Source organism: Serratia sp. 201, from assembly GCF_037027545.1.
GTDB classification, from domain to species: Bacteria; Pseudomonadota; Gammaproteobacteria; order Enterobacterales; family Enterobacteriaceae; genus Serratia; species Serratia bockelmannii.
Genome location: NZ_JAXCHC010000001.1, coordinates 178,972 through 200,716, shown reverse-complemented (window position 1 = coordinate 200,716; position 21,745 = coordinate 178,972). Strand labels below are relative to the sequence as shown.

At 58.1% G+C, this 21,745-nt stretch carries 20 protein-coding genes; 14 read left to right on the top strand and 6 right to left on the bottom strand.

Features of this window, described 5'->3' with window-relative positions; genetic code table 11:
• Positions 1-24 precede the first annotated feature (24 nt).
• From clpX to bolA, 4 genes are all read right to left on the bottom strand, one after another.
• Positions 25-1,296: an ATP-dependent protease ATP-binding subunit ClpX gene (gene clpX / locus WA302_RS01125; protein ID WP_004940354.1), complete on the bottom strand. Its 1,272-nt coding sequence runs from the start codon at positions 1,294-1,296 to the stop codon at positions 25-27.
• A gap of 143 nt (positions 1,297-1,439) precedes the next feature.
• Complete coding sequence (clpP, locus tag WA302_RS01120) at positions 1,440-2,063, bottom strand: ATP-dependent Clp endopeptidase proteolytic subunit ClpP (protein ID WP_004940356.1); 624 nt, start codon at positions 2,061-2,063, stop codon at positions 1,440-1,442.
• Between the two features lie 438 nt (positions 2,064-2,501).
• Positions 2,502-3,806 carry a trigger factor gene (tig, locus tag WA302_RS01115; protein WP_004940358.1) on the bottom strand — a complete coding sequence of 435 codons (1,305 nt, stop codon included), beginning with the start codon at positions 3,804-3,806 and terminating at the stop codon, positions 2,502-2,504.
• Between the two features lie 367 nt (positions 3,807-4,173).
• On the bottom strand, positions 4,174-4,488 hold the full coding sequence (gene bolA / locus WA302_RS01110) for a transcriptional regulator BolA (RefSeq protein ID WP_004940361.1): 315 nt from the start codon (positions 4,486-4,488) through the stop codon (positions 4,174-4,176).
• A gap of 314 nt (positions 4,489-4,802) precedes the next feature.
• Between bolA and WA302_RS01105 the strand changes: the two genes are divergently transcribed.
• The 8 genes from WA302_RS01105 (at position 4,803) to WA302_RS01070 (ending at position 13,710) form a co-directional block, all read left to right on the top strand.
• Positions 4,803-5,381 carry a lipoprotein gene (locus tag WA302_RS01105; protein WP_033634001.1) on the top strand — a complete coding sequence of 193 codons (579 nt, stop codon included), beginning with the start codon at positions 4,803-4,805 and terminating at the stop codon, positions 5,379-5,381.
• 51 nt (positions 5,382-5,432) lie between these two features.
• Positions 5,433-6,911: a muropeptide MFS transporter AmpG gene (ampG, locus tag WA302_RS01100; RefSeq protein ID WP_025301764.1), complete on the top strand. Its 1,479-nt coding sequence runs from the start codon at positions 5,433-5,435 to the stop codon at positions 6,909-6,911.
• Positions 6,912-7,351: 440 nt separating this feature from the next.
• Positions 7,352-8,302 (top strand): cytochrome o ubiquinol oxidase subunit II, encoded by a 951-nt coding sequence (cyoA, locus tag WA302_RS01095; protein WP_025301763.1) that lies wholly within the window; start codon positions 7,352-7,354, stop codon positions 8,300-8,302.
• 3 nt (positions 8,303-8,305) lie between these two features.
• Positions 8,306-10,297 carry a cytochrome o ubiquinol oxidase subunit I gene (gene cyoB / locus WA302_RS01090; protein WP_025301762.1) on the top strand — a complete coding sequence of 664 codons (1,992 nt, stop codon included), beginning with the start codon at positions 8,306-8,308 and terminating at the stop codon, positions 10,295-10,297.
• Complete coding sequence (locus WA302_RS01085) at positions 10,287-10,901, top strand: cytochrome o ubiquinol oxidase subunit III (protein ID WP_004940367.1); 615 nt, start codon at positions 10,287-10,289, stop codon at positions 10,899-10,901. Before cyoB ends, WA302_RS01085 begins: the two co-directional genes overlap by 11 nt.
• Complete coding sequence (locus tag WA302_RS01080; protein WP_016928864.1) at positions 10,901-11,239, top strand: cytochrome o ubiquinol oxidase subunit IV; 339 nt, start codon at positions 10,901-10,903, stop codon at positions 11,237-11,239. The genes WA302_RS01085 and WA302_RS01080 overlap by 1 nt, the downstream gene beginning before the upstream one ends.
• 17 nt (positions 11,240-11,256) lie before the next feature.
• Complete coding sequence (gene cyoE, locus WA302_RS01075) at positions 11,257-12,147, top strand: heme o synthase (protein ID WP_025301761.1); 891 nt, start codon at positions 11,257-11,259, stop codon at positions 12,145-12,147.
• A gap of 198 nt (positions 12,148-12,345) precedes the next feature.
• Positions 12,346-13,710, top strand: a complete 1,365-nt coding sequence (locus tag WA302_RS01070; RefSeq protein ID WP_325977920.1) for an MFS transporter — start codon at positions 12,346-12,348, stop codon at positions 13,708-13,710.
• 34 nt (positions 13,711-13,744) lie between these two features.
• Here WA302_RS01070 and WA302_RS01065 read toward each other — a convergent pair whose 3' ends face one another.
• Entirely contained in the window at positions 13,745-14,236 is a 492-nt protein-coding gene (locus WA302_RS01065; RefSeq protein WP_025301759.1) for a YajQ family cyclic di-GMP-binding protein, read from the bottom strand.
• 182 nt (positions 14,237-14,418) lie between these two features.
• Here WA302_RS01065 and panE point away from each other — a divergent pair, with 182 nt between their 5' ends.
• Positions 14,419-15,330: a 2-dehydropantoate 2-reductase gene (gene panE / locus WA302_RS01060; protein ID WP_049295137.1), complete on the top strand. Its 912-nt coding sequence runs from the start codon at positions 14,419-14,421 to the stop codon at positions 15,328-15,330.
• Positions 15,293-15,883, top strand: coding sequence for a protein deglycase YajL (gene yajL / locus WA302_RS01055; RefSeq protein WP_043135643.1), 591 nt, complete (start codon positions 15,293-15,295; stop codon positions 15,881-15,883). Before panE ends, yajL begins: the two co-directional genes overlap by 38 nt.
• Before the next feature lie 66 nt (positions 15,884-15,949).
• On the opposite strand, the gene thiI is transcribed toward yajL, so the two are convergent.
• Positions 15,950-17,398 carry a tRNA uracil 4-sulfurtransferase ThiI gene (gene thiI, locus WA302_RS01050; protein WP_025301756.1) on the bottom strand — a complete coding sequence of 483 codons (1,449 nt, stop codon included), beginning with the start codon at positions 17,396-17,398 and terminating at the stop codon, positions 15,950-15,952.
• Between the two features lie 160 nt (positions 17,399-17,558).
• Here thiI and xseB point away from each other — a divergent pair, with 160 nt between their 5' ends.
• The 4 genes from xseB to WA302_RS01030 all read left to right on the top strand — a co-directional run bounded on the left by xseB (position 17,559) and on the right by WA302_RS01030 (position 21,730).
• Positions 17,559-17,822 carry an exodeoxyribonuclease VII small subunit gene (xseB, locus tag WA302_RS01045; protein WP_261456720.1) on the top strand — a complete coding sequence of 88 codons (264 nt, stop codon included), beginning with the start codon at positions 17,559-17,561 and terminating at the stop codon, positions 17,820-17,822.
• 5 nt (positions 17,823-17,827) lie between these two features.
• A complete protein-coding gene (gene ispA, locus WA302_RS01040) occupies positions 17,828-18,748 on the top strand; it encodes a (2E,6E)-farnesyl diphosphate synthase (protein ID WP_043135638.1) in 921 nt (306 codons plus the stop codon).
• Positions 18,749-18,782: 34 nt separating this feature from the next.
• Entirely contained in the window at positions 18,783-20,648 is a 1,866-nt protein-coding gene (gene dxs / locus WA302_RS01035; RefSeq protein ID WP_261456719.1) for a 1-deoxy-D-xylulose-5-phosphate synthase, read from the top strand.
• A 107-nt stretch (positions 20,649-20,755) separates the two neighbouring features.
• Positions 20,756-21,730: an aldo/keto reductase gene (locus tag WA302_RS01030; RefSeq protein ID WP_147823674.1), complete on the top strand. Its 975-nt coding sequence runs from the start codon at positions 20,756-20,758 to the stop codon at positions 21,728-21,730.
• The last annotated feature ends 15 nt before the right edge of the window (positions 21,731-21,745 follow it).

Genomic DNA, 21,745 nt, shown 5'->3' with positions numbered 1-21,745 from the left:
TAACGCTCTGGTTTGACTGGCTAATTATTCGCCAGATGCCTGGGCTTCCGGCTTGCCGTAAATCAGCAGCGGCTTGGATTGGCCGGCGATCACCGACTCGTCGATCACCACTTTGTCTACGCTGTCCATCGACGGCAGATCGTACATGGTGTCGAGCAGCGCGCCTTCCACGATGGAACGCAGGCCGCGGGCGCCGGTTTTGCGCGCCATGGCTTTCTTGGCAATGGCGTTCAGCGCTTCGTCACGGAACTCCAGCTCCACGCCTTCCAGGTTGAACAGCGCCTGATACTGCTTGGTCAGGGCGTTCTTCGGCTCTTTCAGGATCTGAATCAGCGCGTCTTCGCTCAGTTCGCTCAGGGTCGCCACGACTGGCAAACGGCCGATGAACTCAGGGATCAGCCCGAATTTGATCAGGTCTTCCGGTTCGGCCTGCAGCAGCAGTTCGCCTTCGGTCGCCTTCTCGGACTCGCCCTTGACGGTCGCGCCGAAGCCGATGCCGGAGCCGGTGTTGACGCGCTGACCGATCACCTTATCCAGGCCGGCAAATGCGCCGCCGCAGATAAACAGGATCTTGGAGGTATCGACCTGCAGGAACTCCTGCTGCGGATGCTTGCGCCCGCCCTGCGGCGGAACCGCGGCGATGGTGCCTTCAATCAGCTTCAGCAGCGCCTGCTGCACGCCTTCACCCGAGACGTCACGCGTGATCGACGGGTTGTCGGACTTGCGGGAAATCTTATCGATTTCATCGATATAAACGATGCCGCGCTGCGCTTTTTGCACGTCATAGTCACATTTTTGCAACAGCTTCTGGATAATATTTTCCACGTCCTCGCCCACGTAACCAGCTTCGGTCAGCGTGGTGGCGTCGGCCATGGTGAACGGCACGTCCAGGAAACGCGCCAGCGTTTCCGCCAGCAGGGTTTTACCGCTGCCGGTCGGGCCGATCAGCAAGATGTTGCTCTTGCCCAACTCGATACCGTTGCTGGTATCGCCGTTGCGCAGGCGTTTGTAGTGGTTGTACACCGCAACCGCCAGCACTTTCTTCGCCTGCTCCTGGCCGATGACGTAGTCATCCAGGTGGTGGCGGATCTCGTGCGGCGTCGGCAGCGCACTGCGCTCACGATGCGGGGCAACTTCTTTAATCTCTTCGCGAATAATGTCGTTACACAGATCGACACATTCATCGCAGATATACACTGACGGCCCGGCAATCAGCTTACGCACTTCATGCTGGCTTTTGCCGCAAAAAGAGCAGTACAGCAGCTTTCCTGAACCGTCTTTGCGCTTATCTGTCATCAGTCAAACCTCTTCTTTAGTCTTGTCCCGCAGGAAAATCACGGCGGCAGTGCGCCCAAACTCATATCGGGAACGCCGAGGGGCTACAACAGAGCGAGCCCCTGCCCACTCTGATTACTATAGTCCATTGGCGCCGCGTGGTTCTAGCTGCGGTGTGTCAGAATGCCGTCAACCAGGCCGTATTCCACGGCTTCTTCCGCGGTCATAAAGCGATCGCGCTCGGTGTCGCGTTCGATCTGCTCCAGCGGCTGGCCAGTATGCTCGGCCATCAGTTCGTTCATGCGCGCTTTCACCTTGAGGATTTCACGCGCGTGGATTTCGATGTCCGTCGCCTGGCCCTGGTAGCCGCCCAGCGGCTGGTGAATCATCACGCGCGAGTTCGGCAGGCAGAAACGCTTGCCTTTGGCGCCGGCGGTCAGCAGGAAGGAGCCCATCGAGCACGCCTGGCCCATACAGATGGTGCTGACGTCCGGCTTGATGAACTTCATGGTGTCGTAAATCGACATGCCCGCGGTAATTACCCCACCCGGCGAGTTGATGTAGAGGTAAATGTCTTTTTCCGGGCTTTCCGCTTCGAGGAACAGCATTTGCGCCACGATCAGGTTGGCCATGTGATCTTCCACCTGGCCGGTCAGGAAAATGATGCGCTCTTTCAGCAGGCGGGAATAGATGTCGTAAGAACGCTCCCCGCGTGAAGTCTGCTCTACCACCATCGGCACCAGCGCCATGTTCGGTGCAAATTGATCTCGTTCGCCACTGTATGACATTACCGTCTCCTAATAGAAATTGCCTTGGCGGCCAGGGTGTCACCCTAATACGCCGATTCTACTTGAGAACGGCCATGATGACTATGCTCAAGCATTCGACCCGCGCCACACGTACCCGACGGTTATTTCATCCCGCGCACTTTGGCAAACAGCCCCAGAATTATTCTTTACAGATTGGGGGAGCCCGGCGCGATTTCAAGCCCAGAGGCCGATTTTCTCCGCGCGCCGAAAACGATGCCGTTAATCTGACCGTTATCATGCCAGCCAGTTCCCCAGGCAACAGGGTAAATATAGTGCATATTGCCCCGTTTAACCTGAGATTAATCAGCAACGTGGCAAAAAGAAAAGCCCGCAACCTGAGGTTGCGGGCTTTTTCATCGTGCGCCGGTTCGCCAGGCGAAACCGGGGGCGCCGTTCATTGCGCCCGGCACGCCGGCATTACGCCTGTTGAGTCTGGTTCATCAGCTCGCTGAAGGTAGTGGCTTTTTCTGTCACTTTCGCTTTTGCCAGCAGGGCTTCAACCGCTTGCTCTTCCAGAGCCACGTTACGCATGTTGTTCATCAGCTCTTTGTTTTTGCTGTAGAACTCGATGACTTCGCTTGGATCTTCGTAGGCAGAAGCCATTTCTTCGATCAGCGTCTTCACGCGGTCTTCGTCAGCTTTCAGATCGTTGGTGCTGATCACTTCGCCCAGCAGCAGGCCAACCACTACGCGGCGTTTCGCTTGCTCTTCGAACAGCTCGCGTGGCAGTTCCAGCGCTTGCTTCTCGTTGCCGCCGAAACGCTGTGCAGCCTGACGACGCAGTACGTCGATTTCGCCGTCGATCAGGGCAGCTGGCACGTCGATTTCGTTCGCGCTCACCAGGCCATCGATCGCCTGAGACTTGATACGGTTACGCACGGCGCCTTTCAGCTCGCGCTCCATGTTCTTGCGAACTTCGGTGCGCAGGCCGGCAACGGAACCGTCCGCCACGCCGAAACGTTTGATGAACTCTTCGGTCAGTTCCGGCAGTTCGCGCTCTTCAACTTTCTTCAGCACGATAGCGAATTTGGCCGCTTTGCCCTTCAGGTTTTCCGCGTGGTAATCTTCCGGGAAGTTCACGTCGATGGAGAACTCTTCGCCCGCTTTGTGACCGACCAGACCTTCTTCGAAGCCTGGGATCATGCGGCCCTGGCCCATTGCCAGCACGAAGTCAGACGCTTTGCCGCCTTCGAACTCTTCACCGTCGATAGAACCGGTGAAGTCAACGGTCACGCGATCTTCAGCTTCCGCTGCGCGATCGGTTTCTTTCCAGGTCGCCTGCTGCTTGCGCAGGGTGTCCAGCATCGCGTCGACGTCTTCGTCGTTCACTTCGACCACAGGTTTTTCAACTTCGATGTTTTCCAGGCCTTTCAGCTCAACTTCTGGATACACTTCGAATTCAACGGCGAAAGTGAAGTCTTCACCTTCTTTGTACTCGCCCGGCACGTAGTTTGGTGCGCCGGCCGGATTAATCTTTTCTTTGATGATCGCATCAACGAAGCTGCGCTGCATCGCTTCGCCCAGCACGTCCTGACGAACAGAAGCGCCGTAACGCTGTTCCACGATGTTCATCGGCACTTTGCCTTTGCGGAAGCCGTCGATACGCACGCTTTTCGCTGCGTTGATCAGCTCTTTCTTCACCGCCTGCTTGATAGTATCAGCCGGTACAGTAATAGAGAGACGGCGCCCAAGGCCTTGAGTGGTTTCTACTGAAACTTGCATCTTGTTACCTCAAAAAAATCACAGTGCTCGGTCAACTCCGTTCCAAGAACCAGGACGGCTACAGATAAGAACCGAGTTCCCTGATGACAGAAGCGTCCCGAAACCATTCCGGAAAAATAAGACGCGACATTATAGCGGCGCATGCGTGGCGAGTCGAGGAAAGCTAGGCGGCGCAGGCGCGCTAAAACTCACACTTTTGCCGATTCGATCGCCAAAAGGTCGCCAAAACAGACCGAACGTTGGCCACATTGCGCGTCGGCCGTGTCGTCGTCAAAAACAGAAACGGCCCGCAGGCCGTTTCAAAATTCGTCAGTAGTAATACCCTAATTCAAGGGCAAAGTTCCACTGATACCTGAAAATTTCCCCCTCAGGCCAGCGTCCCAGCGCCGCGGCACGGCGGCGAGGCCGGCACGGTATCCTGCAACCCTTCCCACTCCTTGAGCGTATAGGTGTGCAGCGCCAGCGCGTGTACGCCATCGGCCAACTCTTCCGACAATACCCCGTAGATGGAGCGGTGACGCGTCAAAAAACGTTCGCCGACGAAGCGATCGCTGACCAATACCACTTTGAAATGGCTTTCTGAACCCGCCGGAACGTTATGACGATAGCTTTCATCAACGACTTCCAGATACGCGGGCTCAAACGCCGCCCTTAACTTTGCTTCTATTTGCTCGCGAATCATAGGATCTCCTTACAACACCGGCAGAGGACCGTGCCCATCTAGTTCAATATTAGCCGGTTTTCCCCCGTTTAGACCATCGCAGGGACAAATTTCTCTTTTCTGCGGTCAAATGATGAGCGCTATCCCCGTCGCTTGGGGGATTATCCGATTGAGCGGGACAAAAAAGCGTGTTTTTATCAACGGCAGGTAAAAATTTGTCACTCTGGCGCCTTCCGCGCTTCCACCGCACGGCGGCGATGCTATGATGTCGGCAATTTGTTGTCGGCTATCCCACTCTGATTATTGCTAAATCCATCGAGAATGAGACAGAAAACATGTTAAAGAAACTTTGTCTTCCTTTGCTGGCCGCCCTGCTGCTGGCCGGCTGCGCAACCAGCAGCAACACCCTGAACGTCACGCCGAAAATCGTTCTGCCGCAGCAGGATCCTACCCTGCAGGGCATCACCGTCAGCATCAACGGTGCGGATCAGCGTACCGACCAGGCGCTGGCCAAGGTAAACCGCGACGGCCAGTTGGTCACGCTGACGCCATCGCGCGATCTGCGTTTCCTGCTGCAGGAAGTGCTGGAGAAACAGATGGGCGCACGCGGCTACATGATCGGCGCCGACGGCCCGGTGGCGCTGCAGATTGTCGTCAATAACCTGTACGCGGACGTCTCCGAAGGCAACCTGCGCTACAACATCACCACCAAAGCCGACATCTCGATCATCGCCCAGGCGAAGAACGGCAACAAGCAGGTGAAGAATTACCGCTCGACCTATAACGTGCAGGGCGCCTTCACGGCGACCAACGAGAAGATCACCGACGCCGTCAACTCCGTGCTGGGCGACGTGATCGCCGACATGGCACAGGACACCAGCGTCAACGATTTCATCAAGCAAAACGCGCGCTAATCACCGCACCTTGCGCCGCCCGGCGGATCGGGCGGCACAGACAGGGAACTCATGTCGAAACACTATCTGAACATCTTCACCCAGCGTAACTCCGCCATTCTGCTGCTGCTGGGCTTCGCGTCGGGTCTGCCGCTGGCATTGACCTCCGGCACGCTGCAAGCCTGGATGACCGTCGAAAATATCGATCTGAAAACCATCGGCATCTTCTCGCTGGTGGGCCAGGCCTATGTCTTCAAATTCCTCTGGTCGCCGTTCATGGACCGCTATACCCCGCCGTTCCTTGGACGGCGCCGCGGTTGGCTGCTGATCAGCCAGCTGCTGCTGGTGGTCGCGATCGTGGCGATGGGCTTCATGCAGCCCGCGCAGCACCTGTGGTGGTTGGCGGCGTTGGCGGTGCTGGTGGCGTTTTGCTCCGCTTCGCAAGATATCGTGTTCGACGCCTATAAAACCGACCTGCTGAAAGCCGAAGAGCGCGGGACGGGCGCGGCGATATCGGTGCTGGGATACCGGCTGGCGATGCTGGTTTCCGGCGGCCTGGCGCTGTGGCTGGCGGATCGCTATTTCGGCTGGCAAGCCACCTACTGGCTGATGGCCGGGTTGATGCTGATCGGCGTGGCGGCCACGCTGCTGGCGCCGGAGCCGGACGAAAGCATCCCGGCGCCGCGCACTATGGAACAGGCGGTCGTCGCGCCGCTGCGCGATTTCTTCGGCCGCAACAACGCCTGGCTGATCCTGCTGCTGATCGTGATGTACAAAATGGGCGACGCCTTCGCCGGCAGCCTGAGCACCACGTTCCTGATCCGCGGCGTGGGGTTCGACGCCGGTGAAGTCGGGCTGGTGAACAAAACCCTCGGCCTGTTCGCTACCATCGTCGGCGCCCTGTTCGGCGGTGTGCTGATGCAGCGTCTCAGCCTGTTCCGTGCGCTCATGCTGTTCGGCGTCCTGCAAGCAGTCTCCAACCTCGGGTATTGGATCCTGGCGGTGACCGACAAGAGTCTGCTCACCATGGGCAGCGCCATCTTCCTCGAAAACCTGTGTGGCGGTATGGGCACCGCGGCCTTCGTGGCACTGCTGATGACGCTGTGCAACCGCTCGTTCTCCGCCACTCAGTTCGCGCTGCTGTCGGCGTTGTCCGCCGTAGGACGCGTCTATGTCGGCCCGATCGCCGGCTGGTTCGTCGAAGCCCATGGTTGGCCGCTGTTCTATCTGTTCTCGATCGCCGCCGCCCTGCCGGGCTTGCTGTTGCTCGGCATCTGCCGCCAGACGCTGGAACACACCCAGCAGCATGGCGACTTTATGCCGCGCACCGAGTTTTCAGAATCTTACCGTTGGGCTCTGCGCTTGCTGACGCTAGGCTGTTCGTTGCTGGGTCTGTGGTTGCTGTTGCTGATCGCCAATGCGCTGGACTGGGCACAGGCACCGCTGTTGGCCGATCGGCTGCTGCAGGTCGGCGCCGCGCTGAGCCTGCTCGGCGTCGCAATGGGCAGCACGCTGGATTACCTGGCGTTGCGCCGCACCCGTTTGGCATAACCTGACCGGCCGGCGATTTCGCCGGCCGAAAAAAAAGCGATCCGAGGATATATTTATTTCGCTAAAAAAAGATAATCGGCGCGGAAATTATTTTTTTATCCGACTGCGGCGCTCGGAAATAAAATTAAATTCACCTTTAAGACACAATTATTTTACATTAAATAAACCTTTTCTGCGTATTTCCCCGCCGCGCATTTCTTCGCCAAATTCATCATACCTTTAGTTTTCCTTAACATACAGGCTGCTCGTCACGATTCAGCGTGCCAACGCGTTGTTGTCATTAGTAAATTGTCACGCAGGGTTACATCTGTGACCCCCTTAACAGAAAGTGTCAACAAGCCGCTGACACTCCCTTAAGCATGTTTACAGTACTGCAACCTTCCCGTAAAATGCCCGCACACATGAAACGACAATTGAGCCTTTGTTATTGAGGTCGTTAGATGAGACTTAAGAAATACAATAAAAGTATTGGGATGCTGTCATTAATCGCAGCCACTGTATTGCTCAGTGGTTGCGATATGGTTTTGATGAATCCCAAAGGAGCAATTGGTGTTGAGCAACGGACACTGATTATCACTGCAATCGCGTTGATGTTGATCGTGGTGGTGCCAGTTATCTTCATGGCGTTCGCCTTTGCCTGGAAGTATCGCGCTTCCAACAAAGACGCCAAGTACAGTCCGAACTGGGCCCACTCCAACAAGATCGAAGCGGTCGTCTGGACCATTCCTATCATTATCATCGCCATCCTTGGCACCATTACCTGGAAGACTACCCACGAACTCGACCCGTTCAAGCCGATTGTCACCGACAAGAAGCCGATGACGATCGAAGTGGTGTCGCTCGACTGGAAATGGCTGTTCATCTACCCGGAACAAGGCATTGCGACCGTTAATGAGCTGGCTTTCCCGAAAGATGTTCCAGTCGAATTCAAGATCACCTCTAACTCGGTAATGAACTCGTTCTTTATCCCGCAGTTGGGTGGACAGATTTATGCGATGGCCGGCATGCAGACCAAACTGCACCTGATCGGCAACGAAGCCGGTGCCTACAAGGGCATCTCCAGCAGCTACAGCGGCGCAGGCTTCTCCGGTATGAAATTCACCGCGATCGTTACCCCGACCGAAGGCGACTTCGATCAGTGGGTGGCCAAGGTGAAGGCATCGTCTAAAAACCTGAACACCACCGACGACTTTAACAAACTGGCAGAGCCGAGTGAAAACAACCCGGTTGAGTACTTTGCCGCTGTCAAACCGAATTTGTTCAAAGAAACAATTGCCAAATTCATGGGCGACATGGATATGCACAAGGGCGCTGGCGCGCACGAAGGCATGGACATGAGCCAAGGTATGGACATGGGTGAACATGCTGCTCACGCCGGAGCCGAGGAATAACTGATGTTGGGAAAATTAACACTTGATGCGGTTCCGTACCACGAACCGATCATCATGGTCACCGTAGCCGCAATTATTGTCGGGGGCCTGGCAGTGCTGGCGCTGCTGACCTATTTCGGCAAATGGAAGTGGCTGTGGAGCGAATGGCTGACTTCGGTCGACCATAAAAAAATTGGTATCATGTACATCGTCGTGGCGATGGTCATGCTGCTGCGCGGCTTCGCCGACGCCATCATGATGCGTAGCCAGCAGGCGTTGGCGTCCGCCGGCGAAGCCGGGTTCCTGCCGCCGCACCACTACGACCAGATCTTCACCGCGCACGGCGTTATCATGATCTTCTTCATGGCGATGCCTTTCGTGGTCGGCCTGATGAACGTCGTGGTACCGCTGCAAATCGGTGCGCGCGACGTTGCCTTCCCGTTCCTGAACTCCCTGAGCTTCTGGTTCTTCGTGGTGGGCGTTGTGCTGATCAACATCTCCCTGGGGGTCGGTGAGTTCGCTCAGACCGGTTGGCTGGCGTATCCGCCGCTGTCGGGTAAAGAGTACAGTCCTGGCGTCGGGGTCGATTACTGGATCTGGAGTCTGCAGATTTCCGGTCTGGGTACCCTGCTGACCGGCGTGAACTTCTTCGCCACCATTCTGAAGATGCGCGCCCCTGGCATGCCTCTGATGAAGATGCCGGTGTTCACCTGGGCGGCACTGTGTACTAACGTCCTGATCATCGTTTCTTTCCCAATTCTGACCGTCACCATCGCGCTGCTGACCCTGGATCGCTATCTGGGCACCCATTTCTTCACCAATGATATGGGCGGCAACATGATGATGTACATCAACCTGATTTGGGCCTGGGGTCACCCAGAGGTGTATATCCTGGTTCTGCCGGTGTTCGGCGTGTTCTCCGAAGTCACCGCAACCTTCTCCAGAAAACGCCTGTTCGGCTATACCTCACTGGTATGGGCAACCATCGCGATTACCGTTCTGTCGTTCATCGTCTGGCTGCACCACTTCTTCACCATGGGGTCCGGCGCGAACGTTAACGCCTTCTTCGGTATCGCCACCATGATCATTTCCATCCCGACCGGGGTGAAAATCTTCAACTGGCTGTTCACCATGTATCAGGGCCGTATCAAGCTCAACTCCGCGATGCTGTGGACCGTTGGCTTCATCATCACCTTCTCCGTGGGTGGTATGACCGGCGTTCTGCTGGCGGTACCGGGCGCGAACTTCGTGCTGCACAACAGCCTGTTCCTGATCGCTCACTTCCACAACGTCATCATCGGCGGCGTGGTGTTCGGTTGCTTCGCGGGCCTGACCTACTGGTTCCCGAAATCCTTCGGCTTCACGCTGAACGAAAAATGGGGCATCCGCGCGTTCTGGTTCTGGATCATCGGCTTCTTCACCGCCTTCATGCCGCTGTACGCATTGGGCTTTATGGGCATGACCCGTCGTATCAGCCAGAACATCAACCCTGAGTTCCACCCTCTGCTGCTGGTTGCAGCCGGCGGTGCGGCACTGATCGCCTGCGGCATCCTGTGCCAGCTGACCCAGATCTTCGTCAGTATCCGTGACCGCGAACAGAACCGCGATCTGACCGGTGACCCATGGGGTGCTCGTACTCTGGAGTGGTCAACCTCGTCTCCACCGCCGTTCTATAACTTTGCCGTAGTGCCACAGATCCATGACCGTGATGAGTTCTGGGACATGAAAGAAAAAGGCGAAGCGTATAAGAAACCGGCTAAATACGAACCGATTCATATGCCTAAGAATACCGGCGCCGGCGTTATCATCGCCTTCTTCAGCCTGGTATTCGGTTTCGCAATGATTTGGGAAATCTGGTGGATGGCTCTGGCCGGCTTCATCGGTATGATCGTTGTCTGGATCGGCAAGAGCTTCGATCACGATGTTGACTACTATGTGCAGGTTGATGAAATCGAGCGCATTGAGAACCAACACTACGAACAAATCCGTAAAGCAGGCGTGAACCATGTCAACTGAAACTCTGACCAATCATAACGCAGCCCATGCAGAGCATGGGCACCACGACGCAGGAGAGACCAAAGTCTTCGGATTCTGGATCTACCTGATGAGCGACTGTATTTTGTTTGCGAGCTTGTTCGCGACTTATGCAGTCCTGGTGAACGGGACCGCTGGCGGTCCCTCAGGCAAAGACATCTTCGACCTGAAGTTTGTCCTGGTCGAAACTTTCCTGCTGTTGTTCAGCTCCATCACCTACGGCATGGCGATGATCGCCATGAACAAAGGTAAAGTTGGCGGTGTAAACACCTGGTTGTTCCTGACCTTCCTGTTTGGTCTGGGCTTCGTGGCGATGGAAATCTATGAATTCCATCACCTGATCGCCGAAGGCTTCGGTCCGGATCGCAGCGCGTTCTTGTCCAGCTTCTTCGCGCTGGTCGGCACCCACGGTCTGCACGTGACTTCTGGCCTGATTTGGATCATCGTGCTGATGATTCAGGTGAGCAAGTTCGGCCTGACCGCGACCAACAAAACCCGCCTGATGTGCCTGAGCCTGTTCTGGCACTTCCTGGACGTGGTCTGGATCTGCGTATTTACCGTTGTCTACCTGCTGGGGGTTATGTAATGAGCCATTCATCCCATGAAACCTCTCACGGCGGCGCAAGCCACGGCAGCGTGAAGTCATACCTGATCGGCTTTATCCTGTCGATCATCCTGACGGTAATTCCATTTGCGATGGTAATGAACGGCTCCGCCTCTCATTCCACCATCCTGGCGGTTGTTGTCGGTATGGCGGTTATCCAGGTGATTGTTCACCTGGTTTACTTCCTGCACATGAACACCTCATCGGAAGAGCGCTGGAACCTGGTGGCATTGCTGTTCACCGCTATGATCATCGGTATCGTTGTTGTAGGTTCACTCTGGATTATGTACAACCTCAACATCAATATGATGGTCGATTAAGAGCTGAGCTGCACGTGATGATTAAGCAATACCTGCAAGTCACTAAACCAGGAATTATTTTCGGCAATTTAATTTCTGTCGTCGGGGGATTCCTGCTCGCTTCCAAAGGGAGCATCGACTATCCCCTGTTTCTCGCCACCCTGGTGGGTGTCTCGTTGGTGGTCGCGTCGGGCTGTGTGTTTAACAACTACATCGACCGCGACATCGACAAGAAAATGGAGAGAACGAAGAATCGGGTGCTGGTAAAAGGCCTGATCGCGCCGAGTGTCACCCTGGTTTATGCGACCGCTTTGGGTATTGTGGGCTTTGCGTTGCTGTATATCGCAGCCAACCCGCTGGCCATGTGGCTGGCGGTGATGGGCTTCGTGGTTTATGTCGGCGTTTACAGCCTGTACATGAAACGCCACTCGGTCTACGGCACGCTGATCGGCAGCCTGTCGGGCGCCGCGCCGCCGGTTATCGGCTACTGCGCGGTGACCAACGAGTTCGACGCCGGCGCGTTGATCCTGCTGGCTATCTTTAGCCTGTGGCAGATGCCGCATTCTTATGCGATCGCTATCTTCCGCTTTAAAGATTACCAGGCGGCCAACATTCCGGTGCTGCCGGTGGTGAAAGGCATTTCCGTCGCCAAGAACCACATCACGGTCTACATCCTGGCATTTATGATCGCCACGCTGATGCTGACCCTGGTTGGTTATGCCGGCTACAAGTACCTGATCGTCGCTGCGGCGGTGAGCGTATGGTGGCTGGGCATGGCGCTGCGCGGTTACAAGACCGAAAACGACAGCGTCTGGGCGCGTAAACTGTTCGTGTTCTCCATCGTCGCCATCACCTCGCTGAGCGTGATGATGTCGATCGACTTCAGCGCCACGGCGGCGCCTGAAGCGCTGGTGACCTACGTTTGGTAAGCCAAATCATCTGTGAATGGGCCGCTTTTGCGGCCCATTTTATTTGTCACGCCGAAAAGCGGCCAAACTGTAATATCTGTTAAACAACATTCGATTTACCCCCCCTGCCCTGCACACTAAAATGACGCAGCTTTACAGAAATCATGCCATCAGGCGCTGTCGCAACGTCTGATGGCATGGTTTTTACCGAGGTTTGATGTGAACGATAATTCAATGACCCCGCAGGAGCGCCGCGCCACCTGGGGATTGGGCACCGTATTCTCCCTGCGCATGCTCGGCATGTTTATGGTACTGCCGGTGCTGACCACCTACGGCATGGCGCTCAACGGCGCCAGCGAAGCGCTGATCGGCATCGCCATCGGCATTTACGGCCTGGCACAGGCGGTATTTCAGATCCCGTTCGGCCTGGTGTCCGATCGCATCGGCCGCAAGCCGCTGATCGTCGGCGGCCTACTGATCTTTGCCCTCGGCAGCGTGATCGCCGCCGTCACTGACTCTATCTGGGGCGTGATCCTCGGCCGCGCGTTGCAAGGCTCCGGCGCCATCGCCGCCGCGGTAATGGCGCTGCTCTCCGATCTGACCCGCGAGCAGAACCGCACCAAAGCGATGGCGTTCATCGGCGTCAGCTTCGGTATCACCTTCGCCATCGCCATGGTTCTGGGCCCCATCATCACCCATGCCTTGGGCCTGCATGCGTTGTTCTGGATGATCGCCGTGCTGGCGCTGGCCGGCATCATCATCACTCTGGCAGTAGTACCTTCCGCCGATACCCATCTGCTGAACCGCGAGTCCAGCATCGTGCGCGGCAGCTTCCGCAAAGTGCTGAGCAACTCGCGCCTGCTGAAGCTCAACTTCGGCATCATGTGCCTGCATATCCTGCTGATGTCGAGCTTCGTGGCGCTGCCGCTAGCGATGGAGAAAGCCGGGCTGGCGGCCAGCGAACACTGGATCGTCTACCTGGTGACCATGCTGGTGTCGTTCGCCGCCGTGGTGCCGTTCATCATCTATGCCGAAAAATATCGCCGCATGAAGCAGGTGTTTATGGGCTGCGTGGCGGTGCTGTTTTGCGCCGAAGTGCTGCTGTGGCTCTCCGGCGCTCATCTATGGGGCATCATCGCCGGCGTGCAGCTGTTCTTCATGGCCTTCAACGTGATGGAAGCCATTCTGCCTTCACTGATCAGCAAAGAATCACCGGCCGGCTACAAGGGCACCGCGATGGGGGTCTACTCCACCAGCCAGTTTATCGGCGTGGCGATCGGCGGCAGCCTCGGAGGCTGGCTGTACGGTTTGCAGGGGGCGGGCTTGGTGTTTATCGCCGGCGCCGTGCTGGCCGCAGTCTGGTTCCTGGTCAGCAGCACCATGAAAGAGCCGCCGTATGTCAGCAGCCTGCGCATTACGCTGTCGGAACTGGCGGTGAAGGATTCGGCGCTGGAAAGCCGCCTGAAGGCACAGCCCGGTGTGGCCGAGGCGATAGTCGTGCCGGAAGAGCGCAGCGCCTACGTCAAGGTGGATACTAAGCAGACCAATCGCGGTCAGCTGGAAGCGCTGGTCAATTCGCTGTAAAGAATCAGGGCCGGCAATGCCGGCCCCGTAGAGATTAATCGCGGAAGTTCTTGAACTGGAACGGCTGCCCCAGATCGCCGCCGCGCACCAGCGCCATCACGCTCTGCAAATCGTCGCGTGACTTGCCGGTCACCCGTACTTCTTCACCCTGGATCTGCGCCTGCACCTTCAGCTTGCTGTCTTTGATCAGCTTGACGATTTTCTTCGCCACAGAGGTTTCAATCCCCTGCTTCAGCTTGGCTTCCACGCTGTAGGTTTTGCCGCTGTGGGTAAACTCTTCCGGGATCTCCAGCGCAGCGCCGTCGATGCTGCGCTTGCTCAGCTTTTCGCGCAGAATGTCGAGCAGCTGTTGCACCTGGAAATCAGACTCGGTGGCAACCTTGATGCTTTGGTCTTTCTCGTTTAGCTCAAAGCTGGCCGGCACGTTGCGAAAATCCCAGCGGGTACCGAGATCGCGGGTAGCGTTCTCAACGGCGTTACGCACTTCCTGCATATCAATTTCGGAAACGATGTCGAAAGATGGCATACTTCTTCCTCCTGAATGAGTGCCTAATAGCTTAGGCGATTTTGATGCCGAGCATGATAACCGCTTTGCCGCCTCAGACAAAATCTGCTGAACGCACGCAGGGATAGCGCTTCGGGCTGCCATAAAGCCTATAGTTAATTCACGGTAATTGAGCGGTATTCCCGTGTTTCCAAGGAGACTGAATGAAAATAACCATTCTTGGTTGCGGCGCGCTCGGACAACTGTGGCTCTCCCGGCTGTATCAGCAGGGCCACGATGTACAGGGATGGCTAAGAGTGCCACAGCCTTTTTGCGCAGTGAACGTGATAGAGCCGGAAGGCGTCTCGTTCAATCGCAATTTGCCCACCAACGATCCGGAGCATCTTGCGCAAAGCGAGCTGCTGCTGGTGACGCTAAAAGCCTGGCAGGTGTCCAGCGCGGTCAGCGCGCTGCTGCCGAAGCTGAACCCCCACTGTGCTATTTTGCTGCTGCACAACGGTATGGGCACCCAGGAAGAGCTGCCGCCGAACGGCCAGCCCATCCTGCAGGGCACCACCACCCACGCTGCGCGCCACGAAGGCAGCACCATTATCCACGTCGCCACCGGCATCACTCACATCGGCCCAACCTCGCCGGCCGCCCAACACCTCAGCCACCTGGCGGAAGTGCTGCATCAGGCGCTGCCTGACGTCGCCTGGCACAACAATATCGCCTCGGCCAACTGGCGCAAGCTGGCGGTCAACTGCGTGATCAACCCGCTGACGGCGCTGTACGGCTGCCGCAACGGCGACCTGCAGCGTTACCCGGAACAGATCGAAACGCTGTGCCGTGAAGTCGCTAGCGTGATGGCGATGGAGGGCTACCACACCTCCTGTGAAGGCCTGATGCAATACGTGATGGACGTGATCCACAGCACCGCCGACAACATTTCGTCGATGCTGCAGGACATCCGCAGCCAGCGGCACACCGAGATCGACTACATCACCGGTTACCTGCTGCGCCGCGCGCGCAGCCACGGCCTCACGCTGCCGGAGAATGCGCGGCTGTTTGAATTGATTAAACGAAAGGAAAATGAATATGAGCGTATCGGCGCTGGTCTGCCTGGCACCTGGTAGCGAAGAAACCGAAGCCGTCACCACCATCGATCTGCTGGTGCGGGCGGGCGTAAAAGTCACTACCGCCAGCGTTGCCGGCGACGGCGAGCTGACTATCGTCTGTTCGCGCGGCGTCAAGCTGCTGGCCGACGCGCCGCTGGTGGCGATCGTCGATGAACCGTTCGACGCCATCGTGCTGCCCGGCGGCCTGAAAGGCGCGGAATGCTTCCGCGACAGCCCGCTGCTGGTGGAGAAGGTGCGGCAGATGCATCTGCAGGGCAACATCGTCGCCGCCATCTGCGCGGCGCCGGCGCTGGTGCTGCAACACCACGATCTGTTCCCGATCGGCAACATGACCGGCTTCCCGGGCCTGAAAGACCAGATACCGGCGGATAAATGGATGGAGCGCCGCGTGGTGTACGACGCCCGCGTCAACCTGCTCACCAGCCAGGGGCCGGGCACCGCGATGGAGTTCGCGCTGAAGCTGATAGACCTGCTGCTTGGTAAAGCCAAGGCGGCGGAGATCGCCGCGCAGCTGGTGCTGATCCCGGGGATGTACGACTTCCGCGACTGAGCGGCTTGCCGATAAAAAAAGGGCTGAACATCGGTTCAGCCCTTCTCGTTGATGCCGCTCCGTGCGTTACGGGCGATAAACCTTCACGTTGTTGAAGCCCTGCTCCAACAGGTACAGCGCCTGCAGGCGGCTCATCACGCCGCGTTCGCAGTACAGCAGGTAGGTTTTGCTCTGGTCCAGATTACCAAACTGGGTGCTCAGCTTGTAGAACGGCAGCGCTTTCACTTCAACCTGTTCCAGCTGCAGCGGTTTCTCTTCCTGCTCGTCGTTGGAGCGGATATCCAGGATCACCTCGTCGGCGCCGAAGGCCGCGACGGTTTCCACCTCGGTCACCTGTTCCTGCGTCTGTTCGGCGATAGAGCGGATATCAACGTTCTTCGCCTCGCTCACCACGCGGTCAAGAATGCTGAAATCGAAGTGGCTCTCTTCCTCTTCAATCTTGGCCTTGACGGCTTTTACCGTCGGGCTCTTCGAAATCACACCGCAATATTCCGGCATGGTTTTGGCGAAGTCTTCAGTGCCGATTTCGCGCGCCAGCTTGATGATGTGCTCTTTATCGTGCGAGATCAGCGGACGCAGGATCAAGGTATCGGACGCATTGTCGATCAAGCGCAGGTTGGTCAGCGTCTGGCTGGAGACCTGCCCCAGCGCCTCACCGGTCACCAGCGCCTGCACGCCGTAGCGTTCGGCCACTTGCGAAGCGGCGCGCACCATCATGCGCTTGAGCACCACGCCCATCTGGCCGTCGTCGACCTTCTCCAGGATCTCGCCCACCACCGGCTCGAAGTCGATAGCGACGAAGCGCACCTTGTGCGAACTGGCGAAGCGATTCCAGAGATAATGTGCCACCTGCTTCACGCCGATCTCGTGCGCAGCGCCGCCCAGGTTGAAGAAGCAGAAGTGCACGCGGCAACCGCGACGCATCAACATATAGCTGGAGACGCCCGAGTCGAAACCGCCGGAAATCAACGACAGTACGTCTTCCTGGGTGCCGACCGGGTAACCACCGATGCCTTCGAGGCGGCGTTTGACCAGCATCAGCTTGTCGTCTTCAATCTCCAGATTTACCGTGACCTGCGGGCGGGTCAGGTTAACGCGCGCGCTCTCGATATGCTGGTTCAGGCCGCCGCCGACGTAGCGCTCCACGTCCTGCGAATTGAACGCCTGCTTGCCGCGGCGCTTGACGCGCACGCAGAAGGTTTTGCCTTCCAACTGGGCGCGGTAGGCTTCCAGCGTCTGCTCGAAGATGTGGTGGATGTCGGTATAAGCGCGGTCTTCCACTTCCAAAATATGGTGGATGCCGGGAATGCGCGTCAGGGCGTCGGCGATGATCGGCCGCTGGTTTTCATCTTTGGCGCGAACTTCGATATGATCCCAGTGACGGACGACCGCCAGCGTTTCATCATACTGCTTCAGGACGTTGCGAATATTGGTCGAGAGAATCTTGATAAAGCGCAAGCGCACAGATTGGCTCTTGATGGTGATTTCCGGGAACAATTTAATGATAAACTTCATGGCGGTCTTTGTTGTCAGATAAGAATTACGGCGCGGAGTATATCACCATATCGCCGTGCTCTGCGCACAAAACCACACATGAGCGCCATGATTTGCTAATCAAGATCCGCTAGGATAGGCTCTGGCGCCACGGTTCACATGATGACGTAAAAAGAAAATTATGCCGAAAAAACCAGCACAATCAGCCAGTACAGAGCAAACTGCCAGCTTTGAAAGCGCCTTCGGCGAGCTGGAAAGCATCGTGACGCGTCTGGAGTCAGGCGAATTGCCGCTGGAAGACGCGCTGAACGAGTTCGAACGTGGCGTACAGCTGGCGCGTCAAGGCCAGCAGAAACTGCAACAGGCGGAACAGCGTGTGCAGATACTCCTTAACGACAGCGCCGACGATGCGGCGCTGACGCCTTTTACACCGGATACCGAGTAACCGACATGTCTGAGATCGCCCCATCGGCCGCTTTTGCCGATCAAATGCAGATTTTCCGCCAGCGTGCCGATCGCGCGCTGTTGGACTTCATCGCCCCGCTGCCGTTCAACGACGGCAACATGGTGGCGGCGATGCGTCACGGCGCCTTGCTGGGCGGCAAGCGCCTGAGGCCATTCCTGGTCTACACCACCGGCCAGATGTTCGGCGTGTCGCTGAGCAACCTGGATGCGCCGGCGGCAGCGGTAGAATGCATTCATGCCTACTCGCTGATCCACGACGATCTGCCGGCGATGGACGACGACGATCTGCGCCGCGGCCAGCCGACCTGCCACATTAAATTCGGCGAAGCCAACGCGATCCTGGCCGGCGATGCGCTGCAAACGCTGGCGTTTTCGATCCTGGCCGATGCCGAAATGCCTGACGTGGCGTTGCGCGATCGGCTGGCGATGGTCTCCGAACTGGCGACCGCCAGCGGCGTAGCCGGCATGTGCGGCGGCCAATCACTGGATCTGGAAGCCGAAGGCAAGCGCGTCGATCTGCAGGCGCTAGAGCAGATCCACCGCCACAAAACCGGCGCGCTGATCCGCGCGGCGGTGCGCTTGGGCGCGCTGAGCGCCGGCGAAGCCGGGCGAGCGGCGCTGCCGCAGCTGGATCGTTACGCTGCCGCGGTCGGCCTGGCGTTCCAGGTTCAGGATGACATTTTGGACGTTGTCGGCGAGACTGAGAAAATCGGCAAGCGCCAGGGAGCGGACCAACAACACGGAAAGAGTACCTACCCGGCGTTACTCGGGCTTGACAGCGCGAAAGCAAAAGCGTGGGATCTCTATCAGGAAGCATTAGCTGCATTGGACACTTTGGCAGCGCAATCTTATAACACAGCGCCATTGCGAGCGTTAGCCAGCTTCATTATTGAACGCGACAATTAACGTGTGACGTTAACTCCTCTGATATGAGTATCGAATGAGTCTTGATATAGCCAAATACCCAACCCTGGCGCTAGCGGAAAACCCCGAGGAACTCCGCTCGCTGCCCAAAGAGAGCTTGCCGAAGCTGTGCGATGAGCTGCGGCAATACCTGCTGAACAGCGTCAGTCGTTCCAGCGGCCACTTTGCCTCCGGGCTGGGTACCGTCGAACTGACGGTGGCGTTGCATTTCGTCTACAACACGCCGTTCGATCATCTGGTGTGGGACGTCGGCCACCAGGCCTACCCGCACAAAATTCTGACCGGCCGTCGCGACCGCATCGCCACCATTCGGCAAAAGAACGGCTTGCACCCCTTCCCGTGGCGCGCCGAAAGCGAATACGACGTGCTGTCGGTCGGCCACTCATCGACCTCGATCAGCGCCGGCCTCGGCATGGCGGTGGCGGCAGAGCGTGAAGGCAAAGGCCGCCGCACGGTGTGTGTGATCGGCGACGGCGCCATCACCGCCGGCATGGCGTTCGAAGCGATGAACCACGCCGGCGACATCAACCCGGACATGCTGGTGGTGCTGAACGACAACGAGATGTCGATCTCGGAAAACGTCGGCGCGCTGAACAATCATCTGGCGCAGCTGCTGTCCGGTAAGCTTTACTCCACCCTGCGCGAAGGCGGCAAGAAAGTGCTGGCCGGCGTGCCGCCGATCAAGGAGCTGGTGAAACGCACCGAAGAGCACCTGAAAGGCATGGTGGTGCCGGGTACGCTGTTCGAAGAGCTGGGCTTCAACTACATCGGCCCGGTAGACGGGCACGACGTACAGGGCCTGGTCGCCACGTTGAAAAACATGCGCGATCTGAAAGGCCCACAGCTGTTGCACATCATGACCAAGAAAGGCCGTGGTTACGCGCCGGCGGAGAAGGATCCGATCAGCTTCCACGCGGTGCCGAAGTTCGATCCCGCCAGCGGCACGCTGCCGAAAAGCGCCGGAGGTCTGCCGACCTATTCGAAAATCTTCGGCGACTGGCTGTGTGAAACCGCCGCCAAAGACAGCTCGCTGATGGCGATCACGCCGGCGATGCGCGAAGGCTCCGGCATGGTGCAGTTCTCTCGCGACTACCCGCAGCAATATTTCGACGTTGCGATCGCCGAGCAGCACGCGGTCACTTTCGCCGCCGGGCTGGCGATCGGCGGCTACAAGCCGGTGGTGGCGATCTATTCCACCTTCCTGCAACGCGCCTACGATCAGCTGATCCATGATGTGGCGATCCAAAACCTGCCGGTGATGTTCGCCATCGATCGCGGCGGCATCGTCGGCGCCGACGGCCAGACCCATCAGGGGGCGTTCGATCTGTCGTTCATGCGCTGCATCCCGACCATGGTGATCATGACGCCAAGCGACGAGAACGAATGCCGGCAGATGCTGTATACCGGCTATCACTATAACGATGGCCCGAGCGCCGTGCGCTATCCGCGCGGCACCGGCACCGGCGCTGCGCTGGAGCCGCTCAGCCTGCTGCCGATCGGCAAAGGCGTGGTGCGCCGTCAGGGGGAAAAGATCGCCATTCTCAACTTCGGCACCCTGCTGCCGGAGGCCGCGCAAGCGGCGGAGGCGCTCAACGCCACACTGGTCGACATGCGCTTCGTCAAACCGCTGGACGAGCAGTTGGTGCTCGAACTGGCCACCAGCCATGAAACGCTGGTCACGCTGGAAGAGAACTCGATCATGGGCGGCGCCGGTAGCGGCGTTAACGAACTGCTGATGGCCAAACGCCGCCCGGTGCCGGTGCTGAACCTCGGCCTGCCGGACAGCTTCGTCTCGCAGGGCAGCCAGGAAGAGCTGCGCGCCGATCTGGGGCTGGACGCCGCCGGCATTCAGCGCCAAATCGAAACCTGGCTGGCGCAGTAATCAGCCCCCGCGCCTGAAAAAACGCCTCCGCTCTCGGGGGCGTTTTCGTTTCCGCCCTTCGGGATCCGCGCTACAGTTACTGTCTGAGCTGTGAATGGGAGGCAAGCATGAAGTACCTGAAACTGGGCAACACCGATCTGAACGTCTCGCGCATCTGCCTGGGTTGCATGACCTACGGCGAACCGAACCGCGGCAATCACGCCTGGACGCTGCCTGAAGAGAGTAGCCGTCCGCTGCTGAAACAGGCGCTGGAAGCCGGCATCAACTTTTTCGACACCGCCAACAGCTATTCCGACGGCAGCAGCGAGGAGATCCTCGGCCGGGCGCTGCGCGACTATGCGCGCCGCGAGGAGGTGGTGATCGCCACCAAGGTGTATTTCCCGCTGAGCAACCTGGAGCGCGGTTTGTCGCGCGCCAAGATCATGCAATCCATCGACGACAGCCTGCGGCGTCTGGGCACCGACTATGTCGATTTGCTGCAAATCCATCGCTGGGATTACGAAACGCCGCTGGAAGAGACGCTGGAAGCGCTGCACGACGTGGTGAAAGCCGGTAAGGCGCGATACATCGGCGCCTCCTCGATGTACGCCTGGCAGTTCGCCAAAGCGCTGTATACCGCCGATCTGCACGGCTGGACGCGCTTCGTCAGCATGCAGGATCAATACAACCTGATCCAGCGCGAAGAAGAGCGCGAGATGCACCCGCTGTGCGCCGCCGAAGGCATCGCCGTGCTGCCGTGGAGCCCGCTGGCGCGCGGCCGCCTGACCCGCCCCTGGGGCGAAACCACCGCGCGGCTGGTTTCCGACCAGTTCGGCAAGAGCCTGTACGAGGAAACCGAAGGCATTGACGCCATTATCGCCGAGCGCGTCGCCAGCCTCGCCGACGAACGCGGCGTGCCACGCGCGCAGATCGCGCTGGCCTGGCTGCTGAACAAGCCGGCAGTCAGCGCGCCGATCGTCGGCGCTTCGCGCAGCGAACAGCTGGACGACGCCATCGCCGCAGTCGATTTGAGTTTGTCGCCACAAGAGGTGGCGGAACTGGAGACGGCTTACGTGCCGCACCGGGTGACAGGGTTTGAATAAAGAGAAGCGGGCGCG

What these genes read in the sequence shown, in the direction of transcription:
- panE (WP_049295137.1), top strand. Translation starts at nt 14,419, where the DNA reads ATGAAAATAACCATTCTTGGTTGCGGCGCGCTCGGACAACTGTGGCTC.
- cyoA (WP_025301763.1), top strand. Translation starts at nt 7,352, where the DNA reads ATGAGACTTAAGAAATACAATAAAAGTATTGGGATGCTGTCATTAATC.
- ampG (WP_025301764.1), top strand. Translation starts at nt 5,433, where the DNA reads ATGTCGAAACACTATCTGAACATCTTCACCCAGCGTAACTCCGCCATT.
- clpX (WP_004940354.1), bottom strand. Translation starts at nt 1,296, where the DNA reads ATGACAGATAAGCGCAAAGACGGTTCAGGAAAGCTGCTGTACTGCTCT.
- cyoB (WP_025301762.1), top strand. Translation starts at nt 8,306, where the DNA reads ATGTTGGGAAAATTAACACTTGATGCGGTTCCGTACCACGAACCGATC.
- WA302_RS01105 (WP_033634001.1), top strand. Translation starts at nt 4,803, where the DNA reads ATGTTAAAGAAACTTTGTCTTCCTTTGCTGGCCGCCCTGCTGCTGGCC.
- xseB (WP_261456720.1), top strand. Translation starts at nt 17,559, where the DNA reads ATGCCGAAAAAACCAGCACAATCAGCCAGTACAGAGCAAACTGCCAGC.
- WA302_RS01030 (WP_147823674.1), top strand. Translation starts at nt 20,756, where the DNA reads ATGAAGTACCTGAAACTGGGCAACACCGATCTGAACGTCTCGCGCATC.
- cyoE (WP_025301761.1), top strand. Translation starts at nt 11,257, where the DNA reads ATGATTAAGCAATACCTGCAAGTCACTAAACCAGGAATTATTTTCGGC.
- thiI (WP_025301756.1), bottom strand. Translation starts at nt 17,398, where the DNA reads ATGAAGTTTATCATTAAATTGTTCCCGGAAATCACCATCAAGAGCCAA.
- ispA (WP_043135638.1), top strand. Translation starts at nt 17,828, where the DNA reads ATGTCTGAGATCGCCCCATCGGCCGCTTTTGCCGATCAAATGCAGATT.
- dxs (WP_261456719.1), top strand. Translation starts at nt 18,783, where the DNA reads ATGAGTCTTGATATAGCCAAATACCCAACCCTGGCGCTAGCGGAAAAC.
- bolA (WP_004940361.1), bottom strand. Translation starts at nt 4,488, where the DNA reads ATGATTCGCGAGCAAATAGAAGCAAAGTTAAGGGCGGCGTTTGAGCCC.
- WA302_RS01085 (WP_004940367.1), top strand. Translation starts at nt 10,287, where the DNA reads ATGTCAACTGAAACTCTGACCAATCATAACGCAGCCCATGCAGAGCAT.
- clpP (WP_004940356.1), bottom strand. Translation starts at nt 2,063, where the DNA reads ATGTCATACAGTGGCGAACGAGATCAATTTGCACCGAACATGGCGCTG.
- WA302_RS01065 (WP_025301759.1), bottom strand. Translation starts at nt 14,236, where the DNA reads ATGCCATCTTTCGACATCGTTTCCGAAATTGATATGCAGGAAGTGCGT.
- yajL (WP_043135643.1), top strand. Translation starts at nt 15,293, where the DNA reads ATGAGCGTATCGGCGCTGGTCTGCCTGGCACCTGGTAGCGAAGAAACC.
- WA302_RS01080 (WP_016928864.1), top strand. Translation starts at nt 10,901, where the DNA reads ATGAGCCATTCATCCCATGAAACCTCTCACGGCGGCGCAAGCCACGGC.
- tig (WP_004940358.1), bottom strand. Translation starts at nt 3,806, where the DNA reads ATGCAAGTTTCAGTAGAAACCACTCAAGGCCTTGGGCGCCGTCTCTCT.